We start from the raw sequence: 9,696 nt of genomic DNA, 5'->3' as shown, positions 1-9,696 counted from the left end.
CGACGATGTCGCGGTGCCGCAGCACCGGCGGCGCCACCGGGTGCACGCGGCGGGCCAGCGCGCCGATCCGGGCCACCAGCACCGGGAAGTCGAACGGCTTGGGCAGGTAGTCGTCGGCGCCGATGCCGAGGCCGTCCACGAGGTCCTCGGACGTGGCGGCGGCGGTCAGCATCAGCACCCGGCTGCGGCTCTCGGCCAGGATCAGCCGCGCGCAGACCTCGTCGCCGTGCAGGCCGGGCAGGTCCCGGTCCAGCACCACCACGTCGTAGTCGTTGACCAGGGCGCGCTCCAGCCCGGACGGGCCGTCGAACGCCACGTCCACGGCCATGGTGGCGCGGCGCAGCCCGACGGCGACCGCCTGGGCCAGCTCCTCGTCATCCTCGATCACCAGCACCCGCACGTGCCGCTCCTCCCGGCGGGGCCGCCCCCGCATGCAACCGCTCCGCGTGCGCCGTCCCGGATGCGCAGGACGCACAGTTGGACACGGCTCCATCATGCCTTCGCCCCCGGTTTCGGCGCGGTCTCAGCCCCCCGCCCGATCCGGGCCCGGGCCGGGATTCCCGGCCTGAGGACGGGGTCTCAGCCCTTGAGGACGACCGGGAGGCTGCTCATCCCGGACAGGAAGTTGGAGTAGATGCGGCGGCCCGGCCCGGTCTGCTCGATGCCGGCGACCCGGTCGCGCAGCCCCGCCAGCATCGCGTTGATCTCCACCCGCCCGAGGTGCGCCCCGAGGCAGAAGTGCCGCCCGTACCCGAGCGACAGGTGCTTGTTGGGGGAGCGGCCCAGCAGGAAGCGGTCCGGCTCCCCGAATACGCTCTCGTCCCGGTTGGCCGAGCTGAACCAGAGCGTCACCAGCTCCCCGGCCCGGACCACCCGGCCCGCGACCTCGGTGTCGGCGAGTGCGGCCCGGCCGAAGTGCATGGTCGGGGTGGTCCAGCGCAGCACCTCCTCGCCGGCCGACTCCACGGTCACCTCGCCGTCCTTGAGGGCCCGCCACTGCCCGGGGTCGGCGGCCAGCTCCCGCACCGCGCCGATCATGGCCAGCCGGCTGGTCTCGTCCCCGCCCATGATCAGGCTGTAGCAGTTGAGGATGATGTCCTCGTCGCTGAGCCGCCGGCCGCCCACCTCCGCGGTGGCCATGAGGCTGATCGGGTCCTCGCCGGGCCGCCGGCGGCGGGCCTGCAGCAGGTCGGTGAAGTAGAGCAGGATCTCGCCGCGCGCGACCCAGTCCTCCGCGGCGTCCGGGGACGCGTAGTCCGACGCGAGGGCGGACTTGGTCAGCGCGAGCACGCGCTGCCGGTCGCCGGCCGGGACGTCCAGCAGGTCGCAGATCGTCTCCAGCGGGACGGCCGAGGCGATGTCGCGGGCGAAGTCGCACTCGCCGCGCTCCAGGGCCTCGGTGAGCAGCCGGTCGATCAGCAGCCGCACGCGCTCGGCGACCCCGGCGAGGGCGCGCGGCGAGAACGCCCGCAGCAGCAGGCGGCGCAGTTCGGTGTGGCGCGGCCCGTCGGTGACCGCGAGCATCCGCCCGGCGCCGGTGTCGCCGCCCGCCAGCATGGTCGCCAGCACGTTCCCGCGCTCGGAGGTGAAGTTCGCGTCGTCGCGCAGGATCCGCGCGACGTCGGCGTACCGGGTGACCACCCAGAAATCGGGGGCGCCTTTCGGCCCGGGATGCCGGTGGACGGGTTCCTCGGCGCGCAGCCGCCGCCAGATCTCGGCCATGTCGTGCTCGGCGTAGGTCGTCGGGTCGACCAGATCAGGAACCATTGTTTGACTCACCCGCTCCTCGCTAATGGCGGTGTCAACGTACCCGGCGTCCCAGAGGTCATCAAGGCGTCATTCAGTTGGACGATTCGCCGCCCGCGCAAGTGTCCAGAGGAAAAGCATTTGGACACTTGCGCGCAGGGCCTCCGTTGGTTGATACCTCTCCGAAACCCCCCGCTCGGTAGAACTCCATGCCAGGTGTGCGTCGACAGAAGGAGCAACCATGCAAGTACGCACCGGCCGCGGCGCGCCCGCGACCGCCCTGCTGGCCGCCGGCCTCGCGATGTTCGCCCTGGTGGCGAGCGGCTGCGGGTCGTCGGACGACGGCGGAAAGAAGGGCGTGGCCGCGGTGGACAGCGCCTCCGGCGCCCCGCAGGGCGGCGGCGGAGGCGGCAACGGCGGCAAGCCCCCCAGCGACCAGCAGATCTACGACGGGCTGCTCAAGTACGCCAAGTGCATGCGCTCGCACGGCGTCAGCAAGTTCCCCGACCCGGTGCTCGGCAAGGGCCTGCAGGTCAACGGCAACGACGTGGCGTCCGACACGGCGGTCTACAAGTCCGCCGACGGCGCCTGCAAGTCGCTGATGCCGGGCGGCGGCGCGGGCGACAACGGCCCCAAGGACCGCGCGGCGGCGCTGCAGTACTCCAAGTGCATGCGCGGCCACGGCGTGACCAAGTTCCCCGACCCGAACCCCAACGGCGGCATGAACCTGGACGGCGACAAGATCGGGATGACGCCCGACAACCCCGTCTTCCAGGCCGCGCAGAAGGCGTGCCAGAAGTTCCTCGGCGGCTCCGGAGGGCAGGCGGGCAACTGACGCCGGCCCCCGCCGGCCGGGCCCCGGCCTGATCGGCGCGGCGCCGCGGCGACGTCCCCGGAAAGGCCGGCCGCCTTTTCGGGGACGCCCGTCCGAAAAATGCCGCGGCGATACCGGGATGAACGATACCGGGCCGAAACCGCGACTCCGGTAGAACGGAACCGGAAAGCGCCGAAGAATGCGAGGGGAACAGTGGAGGGATCCGCGCGATGAATGCCGCACCAACCGCTCTGGAGAGCGAACCGGGAAGCCGGTCGCTGCGCACCGCCGTGGCGACCCGGCGGCGGCGCCGGCGGATCGTGGTGACCGTCACGGTGGTCGTGGTCCTGGTGGGCGGCGCCGGGTACTACACGGCGACGTCCGGCGGCGGCGGGAAGGCCAAGGCCCCGGCGACCGTCCCCACCGGCATGGCGACGGTGACCCGGGGGACCCTGACCGCCCGCACCTCTGTCAGCGGGACCCTCACCTACGCGGGCAGCTACCAGGCCGTCACCCAGATGGCCGGCACCGTCACCCTCCTGCCCAGGGTCGGCCAGGTCGTCCGGCAGGGCCAGGTGCTCTACAAGATCAACGGGAAGCCGGTCGTGTTCTTCAAGGGCCGCAGGACGCCCATGTACCGGGACCTCAAGCGGGACATGAGCGGCCCCGACGTCCAGGAGCTCAACGCCGCGCTGGCGGCCTCCGGCTACGACGCCGACGGCTCCATCTCCTCCGACTCCGACACCTACACCGCGGCGACCGTCGCCGCCGTGAAGAACCTCCAGGACGCCCTCGACGTGAAGCAGACCGGGAAGCTCGGCAAGGGCGACGTGGTGTTCGTCGGCGTCCGCAAGCTCCGGATCACCGCCCTCCAGGCCCGGCTCGGCGGGCAGGCGCAGCCGGGCGGGGTGATCCTCACCGGCAGCTCCACCGAGCGGCAGGTGAACGTGGACGTCGACGCGTCCCTCCAGGACCGGCTGAAGGAGGGGCAGAAGGTCACGATCACGCTGCCCAACGGGTCCAGTGTCAAGGGCGAGGTCTCGTCCGTCGGCACGGTCGTGAAGAAGGGCCAGGGCGGGCGGTCCACCATCTCCGTCACCATCACCCCGGGCGACTCCAAGGCCACCGGCAACCTCGACCAGGCGCCCGTCGGCGTGTCGATCACCACCGAGAGCGTGGACGGGGCGCTGACGGTCCCCGTCAACGCGCTGCTGGCGCTGCTCGGCGGCGGGTACGGCGTCGAGGTCGTGGGCGCGGACGGCTCGCACCACCTGATGCCGGTGACGCTCGGGCTGTTCGACGACACCGCCGGACGGGTGCAGATCACCGGCAAGGGCATCGTGCCCGGCCAGAAGGTCGTGGTGCCGACGTCATGACCGCCGACGACCCCACCGAGCACGCCTCGGCCCGCCCGGACGAACCGCGCCCTCTGCCCGCGCCCCGGCCCCGGCCCCTGCCCGACCCTCCGCCTCAGCCTCTGCCCGACATGTCGCCGGCGTTCGTGCCGGCGTCCCCGCCCGAGACCGGGGTCGCGGCCGCCGCCGGGAGCACCGCCGAGACGAGCAGCGAGACCACCTCCGACATGACCGACACCCGGCCCGCCGAGACCCGGCCCGACGAGACCCGGACCCACGACGGCCGGGCCGACGACACGCGGCCCGACCTGACGGCGCAGGAGGACCCGTCCGCCGCCGGACCCCCGCCCGCGTCCGGGCCCGAACCGGTGCTGGAGCTGGAGTCGGTGAGCAAGCTCTATCCCGGCGAGCCGCCGGTGCCCGCGCTGCGCGGCGTGAGCTTCACCATCCACCGCGGCGAGCTCGTCGCGATCGTCGGGCCGTCCGGCTCGGGGAAGTCCACCCTGCTCAACGTCATCGGCACGCTGGACCGCCCCACCACCGGGATCGTCCGGATCGCCGGGGCCGAGGTCGACCGGATGAGCGACCGGGAGCTGTCCCGGCTGCGGGCGGGCACGATCGGCTTCGTCTTCCAGCAGTTCTTCCTCGCCGACCACACCACGGCGCTGGAGAACGTCGCGGACGGCCTGCTCTACGCGGGCGTGCCGCGGTCGCTGCGCCGCAGCGCCGCCGCCGACGCCCTGGACCGGGTCGGCCTGGCCCACCGCGCCGGGCACATCCCGTCCAAGCTGTCGGGCGGCGAGCGGCAGCGGGTGGCGATCGCCCGTGCCCTGGTCGGACGCCCCGCCATCGTGCTGGCCGACGAGCCCACCGGCAACCTCGACAGCCGCAACAGCGACGCGATCTTCGCGCTGATCCAGGACCTCAACGCCGAGGGGGCCACCATCGTCGTCATCACCCACGACCGGGACCTGGCCGCCCGGCTGCCCCGCCGGATCGAGGTGCTCGACGGCCGCATCGTCGCCGACGTCCGGCAGGACGACCCGCCGCCGGACACCACCGCACCGGCCACCCCGCCGGCCACCGCACCGGCCGGCTCATCGACGATCGTGGAAGGGCGCCTCCCGTGACCATCGCCGCCTTCCCCGCCGGCCGGCTCCAGGTCAGCGACCTGCTGCGGATCTCCAGCGTGGGCCTGCGCACCCGGCGGCTGCGCGCCGCGCTGTCCGCGCTCGGCATCGCGATCGGCGTCGCCTCCATCGTGGCGGTGCTCGGGCTGTCCGCCTCGTCCCAGGCCGGGCTGCTCGCCCAGATCGACCGGCTCGGCACCAACATGCTGACCGTCAGCACCGGCAAGGACCTGTCCGGCAACAACGCCGCGCTGCCGCTGACCGCGCCCGGCATGATCTCCCGGATCGGCCCGGTGGAGCAGGTGCAGAGCACCGGCGCGGTCGACGCCAAGGTGTACCGCAGCCCGCTCATCCCGGACGTCAACACCAACGCGCTCACCGTCCAGGCGAGCAGCCTGCAGCTGCCGCAGATCGTCCGCACCGGCGTCCTGAAGGGCCGCTTCCTCAACGCCGCCACCGCCAACGAGCCGACCGCGGTGCTCGGCTACGTCGCCGCGCAGCGGCTCGGCATGGAACGGGTCTGGCTCGGCCAGCGGATCTGGCTCGGCAAGCAGTGGTTCTACATCGTCGGGATCCTCGGGCCCGCGACGCTCGCGCCGGAGATCGACAGCTCGATCCTGGTCGGCTACCCGGCGGCCATGCGGTTCCTGGGCTTCGACGGCCACCCGTCCACCATCTACGTGCGCTCCGACACCGACCAGGTCAAGAACGTCCACGCGGTCCTGGCGGCGACCGCCAACCCCGAGAACCCCAGCCAGGTCACGGTGAGCAACCCGTCGGACGCGCTGGTGGTCCGCGCCGCCGCGCAGTCCGCGCTGAACGGCCTGTTCCTCGGGCTCGGCGCGGTGGCGCTGCTGGTCGGCGGGGTCGGGGTCGCCAACACGATGATCATCTCGGTGCTGGAACGCCGCTCGGAGATCGGGCTGCGGCGCGCGCTCGGGGCCACCCGCGGCCACATCCGCATCCAGTTCCTGGCCGAGGCGATCCTGCTCGCCGGCCTGGGCGGCGCGGTCGGCGTCGCCGCCGGCGTCCTCGCCACCATGGCCTACGCCGCCACCAAGCACTGGGCGGTGGTGGTCCCGCCGGAGGCGTGGGCGGGCGGCGTCGGAGCGGCGGTGGCGATCGGCGTGGTCGCCGGGCTGGTCCCCGCGCTGCGCGCCGCCCGCATGCAACCGACCGAGGCCCTGCGGACCGTCTGACCGTCGGAAGGGACGGACATGCCGATCAGTGAGATCAACGGAATCCGGCTGAGCTACGACGTGCACGGCACCGGGACGCCCGTGCTGCTGGTCGCCGGGACCGGCGCGCCGGGCCGGGTGTGGCGCACCCACCAGGTGCCCGCCCTGCTGCGCGCCGGCTTCCAGGTGGTCACCATGGACAACCGGGGCATCGCGCCCACCGACGAGTGCGCCGAAGGGTTCACCCTGGACGACATGGCCGCCGACTGCGCGGGCCTCATCGAGCACCTCGGGGCGGGCCCGTGCGCCGTCGTCGGCTTCTCGCTGGGCGCGATCGTGGCGCAGGAGCTGATGCTCAGCCGTCCCGACCTGGTGCGCGAGGCGGTGCTGATCGCCACCCGCGGCCGCACCGACCCGCTCGGGGCCGCGGCGTCCCGCGCCGAGCTGGAGCTGTTCGACTCCGGCGCCAAGCTGCCGCCGTCCTACGAGGCGGCGACCAGCGTGATGCGCGGCTTCTCCCGGCGCACGCTGAACGACCCGCGGGCCGTCCGGGACTGGCTGGACGTCTTCGAGCTGTCGCCGGTCAGCCTGACGGCCAGCCGCTCCCAGCTCACCCTCGACATCATCCCCGACCGGCTGGGGGAGCTACGGCGGGTGCGCGCCGAATGCCTGGTCATCGGTTTCTCCGACGACCTGGTCGCGCCCCCGCACTTCGCCCGGGAGGTCGCCGACCACATCCCCGCCGCCACCTACCTGGAGATCGCCGACTGCGGGCACTACGGCCACCTGGAGAACCCGGAGGCGGTGAACGCGGCCCTCATCGGCTTCCTCGGCACCTGACCAGTGGTGGGTGGAGTGATCCCGCCGAAATTGGCGGATGGGATGGATATCGTCCCGCCATGTCATCTGATCAGTGGCGGGCCCGGCTGGCCGACGCCTTCGAGATCCTGCTCGGCCGCCCCCTGGCGAGTTACGACGGCGACGCCGCCTACGCGACGTTCCTCGGCGGCAACCTCGTCCACGAGCTCGGCTTCGTGCGGGACGCCGCCTGGCTCGCCCCCGCCGCCCTCCGCGGCGACGAACCGGTCGTCTGGGACTGCCCGGTCTTCGACCTGGACGAGCCGCTGCCGGCGTTCGACGCGAGCCGTTCGGTGTTCGAGCTCGACAAGGCCGGGCTGCCGCCGGGGTTCGAGGCGGACCTCGCCTCGGCCTTCTTCGCCGGCCGGCTCGTCCTGGGCGGCGACCTGGCCCGCCTGCTGGACGCGCACGGCCTCGACGGAGCCGCCCTGGACGGCGCCTGGACCGTCTGCCACCCACGGCTCGTCTCCGACGGCACGCTCTTCGACGCGATGCGGGTCGCGACCGCCCTCGGCGCCGCCCCGGAGAGCCTGCTTCCCTTCGAGGCGGAGCCGGCCGAGGAGTGGCGGGAGGCGCTGGCCGCGCTCACGCCGCCCGAGCTGGGCGCCCACCTCGGCTTCTTCTGCACCGACGGCGAGGAGGGCCTGATGTACCTGGGAACCGACGAGCAGGTCGCGGACCGGTTCGCCGCGAAGGGCGGCACCCTGGTCGCCCACTGGGAGGAGGGACAGGGCCAGGTGGAGTTCACGGTCGTCCAGGCGCGCGGGCGCCTGGCGGGTCCGGCGGGCATGGCGGGTTGAGGGGAATCACCGGCCGCTGACCTGGGTAGATCCCTGGTCAGCGGCGGGGGGACACGGGGGGACGGACGGCATGGCCGAGTGCGAGGTCTGCGGGAACGACTACGCCATGAGCTTCGAGGTGCACGCGCAGGGCGCGGTGCACGTCTTCGACTCGTTCGAATGCGCGATCACCAGGATGGCGCCGATCTGCGAGCAGTGCGGCTGCCGGGTCGTCGGCCACGGGGTGGCCGTCGACCAGAAGTGGTACTGCTCGGCGCACTGCGCCCGCGCCGCCGAACCGGAACGCGGCGCCCAGGCCCGCGACAACGTCCCGGCAGGCGTCTAGAAGGCGCCCGGTCGAGGCGGGTCCACAACCCCACGTAGTCGTCCTGGGCGTTGGTGGCGGCACCGTCCTCTCCTTCAGCTGGAGGCCGCCTGCGGTCCGCCGGTGAACAGGCGGTCGAGGTGCTGGTCGACGGCGGTGAGGGCCGCCTGAGGGGTGATGACGCCCAGCTCGATGAGCGGGGTGAGGCCGGTGAGCGCGAGGAGCAGGTCGGTCTCGGTCGCCGGATCGCGCCGGGCGTCGACCAGACCGTCCGCGATCGCCTGGCGGATGATCCCTTCGACGATCGACCGTCCCTCGATCAGGCCGTCGCGGGCCCGCGCGCGGACGTTCTCGTCGTGCAGCGCCTCCAGGACGTAGGCGGTGCTCATCCGGCTCGTCGCGCGCGAGTCGGCATGCAGCGGGAGCATCTCCGTGATCATCACCCGGAGCACGTCGCGGGGATGCGGCGCGTCCCCGAGGTCCCCGATGGCGGTCGAGACGCGGCGGGAGCTCCGCTCGGACGCGAAGTCCATGGCGAAGGTCAGCATCGCGTCGCGCGTGGCGAAGTAGTGCTGCACCGCGCCGTGCGAGATGCCCGCCTCGCGCGCGACCTCGCGCACGCTCACGGCCGCGACGCCTCGCCGCTCCACCACCCGCCACAGCGCCCGCGCGATCGTCTCGCGGCGCTCGTCGTGGTCCACCTGCTTGGGCATCGCCACCCCCTTTCGCCATACGGTTGACATATTACAAGTGACCGGCGAAAACTGGGAACCCGAGCGGAGGGAGGCGCGCCATGTCGGAACGTCCGAGGGTGCGGACCACGGAAGGCCTGGTCGAGGGATACCGGCGCGGGACGTGCGCGGTGTTCCGGGGCATCCCGTACGCCCGTCCGCCGGTGGGGGCGCTCCGTTTCCAGACGCCCGTCCCGCCTCCCCCCTGGGACGGGACGAGGCGGGCCGTCGACTTCGGGCCCTCCGCTCCGCAGGCGGGGCCGACAGCCGAGCGCCCGGACCCGGACACCGACTGGCTGACCCTCAACGTCAGCACGCCGGATCCTGGGACGTCCGGGCTGCCCGTCCTGGTGTGGATCCACGGCGGCGCGTACATCGCGGGGACGTCCGGTGATCCGATGTACGACCCCGCGGCCCTCACCGGCGCGGGCCTGGTCGTCGTGAGCATCAACTACCGGACGGGCGCCGAGGGCTTCGCGCTGCTCGAAGGTGCTCCCGCGAACCGGGGCATTCTCGACCAGGTCGCGGCCCTCGCCTGGGTACGGCGCAACATCGCCGCCTTCGGCGGAGACCCGGACCAGGTCACCGTGGCCGGGCAGTCGGCTGGTGCGGGTTCGATCGCCGTCCTGTTGGCCATGGAGCACGCGCGGCCTCTTTTCCGCCGGGCCATCGCGCACTCGGTGCCGGGGACGATCTGCACGCGCGAGCTCGCGGAGGACGTCGCAACCGTCCTCGCGGCCCGGGTGGGCGCGGAGCCCACCGCGGAGGCGATGTCCCGCG

Annotated in this window: 11 protein-coding genes; 8 read left to right on the top strand and 3 right to left on the bottom strand. The window is 73.1% G+C overall.

All coding sequences use genetic code 11. The annotated features are described in order from the left end of the window. A partial coding sequence (locus AB0J52_RS15560; RefSeq protein ID WP_500182257.1) for a response regulator transcription factor occupies positions 1–400 on the bottom strand: 400 nt, incomplete at its 3' end. Between the two features lie 179 nt (positions 401–579). Next, entirely contained in the window at positions 580–1,779 is a 1,200-nt protein-coding gene (locus tag AB0J52_RS15555; protein ID WP_500182256.1) for a cytochrome P450, read from the bottom strand. A 208-nt stretch (positions 1,780–1,987) separates the two neighbouring features. Between AB0J52_RS15555 and AB0J52_RS15550 the strand changes: the two genes are divergently transcribed. The 7 genes from AB0J52_RS15550 (at position 1,988) to AB0J52_RS15520 (ending at position 8,206) form a co-directional block, all read left to right on the top strand. Further along, positions 1,988–2,581 carry a hypothetical protein gene (locus AB0J52_RS15550; protein ID WP_500182255.1) on the top strand — a complete coding sequence of 198 codons (594 nt, stop codon included), beginning with the start codon at positions 1,988–1,990 and terminating at the stop codon, positions 2,579–2,581. Positions 2,582–2,790: 209 nt separating this feature from the next. After that, positions 2,791–3,936, top strand: a complete 1,146-nt coding sequence (locus AB0J52_RS15545) for a peptidoglycan-binding protein (protein ID WP_500182254.1) — start codon at positions 2,791–2,793, stop codon at positions 3,934–3,936. Beyond that, positions 3,933–5,045: an ABC transporter ATP-binding protein gene (locus AB0J52_RS15540; RefSeq protein ID WP_500182253.1), complete on the top strand. Its 1,113-nt coding sequence runs from the start codon at positions 3,933–3,935 to the stop codon at positions 5,043–5,045. Before AB0J52_RS15545 ends, AB0J52_RS15540 begins: the two co-directional genes overlap by 4 nt. After that, entirely contained in the window at positions 5,042–6,244 is a 1,203-nt protein-coding gene (locus tag AB0J52_RS15535) for an ABC transporter permease (protein WP_500182252.1), read from the top strand. Before AB0J52_RS15540 ends, AB0J52_RS15535 begins: the two co-directional genes overlap by 4 nt. An 18-nt stretch (positions 6,245–6,262) precedes the next feature. Further along, entirely contained in the window at positions 6,263–7,063 is an 801-nt protein-coding gene (locus AB0J52_RS15530; RefSeq protein WP_500182251.1) for an alpha/beta fold hydrolase, read from the top strand. Positions 7,064–7,122: 59 nt separating this feature from the next. Then, positions 7,123–7,881: a hypothetical protein gene (locus tag AB0J52_RS15525; protein ID WP_500182250.1), complete on the top strand. Its 759-nt coding sequence runs from the start codon at positions 7,123–7,125 to the stop codon at positions 7,879–7,881. A gap of 70 nt (positions 7,882–7,951) precedes the next feature. Continuing rightward, positions 7,952–8,206: a metallothionein gene (locus AB0J52_RS15520; RefSeq protein WP_500182249.1), complete on the top strand. Its 255-nt coding sequence runs from the start codon at positions 7,952–7,954 to the stop codon at positions 8,204–8,206. 74 nt (positions 8,207–8,280) lie between these two features. On the opposite strand, the gene AB0J52_RS15515 is transcribed toward AB0J52_RS15520, so the two are convergent. Continuing rightward, the gene (locus AB0J52_RS15515) at positions 8,281–8,898 is read right to left on the bottom strand and encodes a TetR/AcrR family transcriptional regulator (protein WP_500182248.1); all 618 of its coding nucleotides are present in this window, start codon (positions 8,896–8,898) and stop codon (positions 8,281–8,283) included. Positions 8,899–8,996: 98 nt separating this feature from the next. Between AB0J52_RS15515 and AB0J52_RS15510 the strand changes: the two genes are divergently transcribed. After that, positions 8,997–9,696, top strand: a 700-nt coding sequence (locus tag AB0J52_RS15510; RefSeq protein ID WP_500182247.1) for a carboxylesterase family protein, incomplete at its 3' end; no start/stop codon positions are given.

Origin of the sequence: Spirillospora sp. NPDC049652 (assembly GCF_040675125.1) — a bacterium.
GTDB lineage: Bacteria > Actinomycetota > Actinomycetes > Streptosporangiales > Streptosporangiaceae > Spirillospora.
This window is presented reverse-complemented; position numbering and strand designations above follow the sequence as displayed.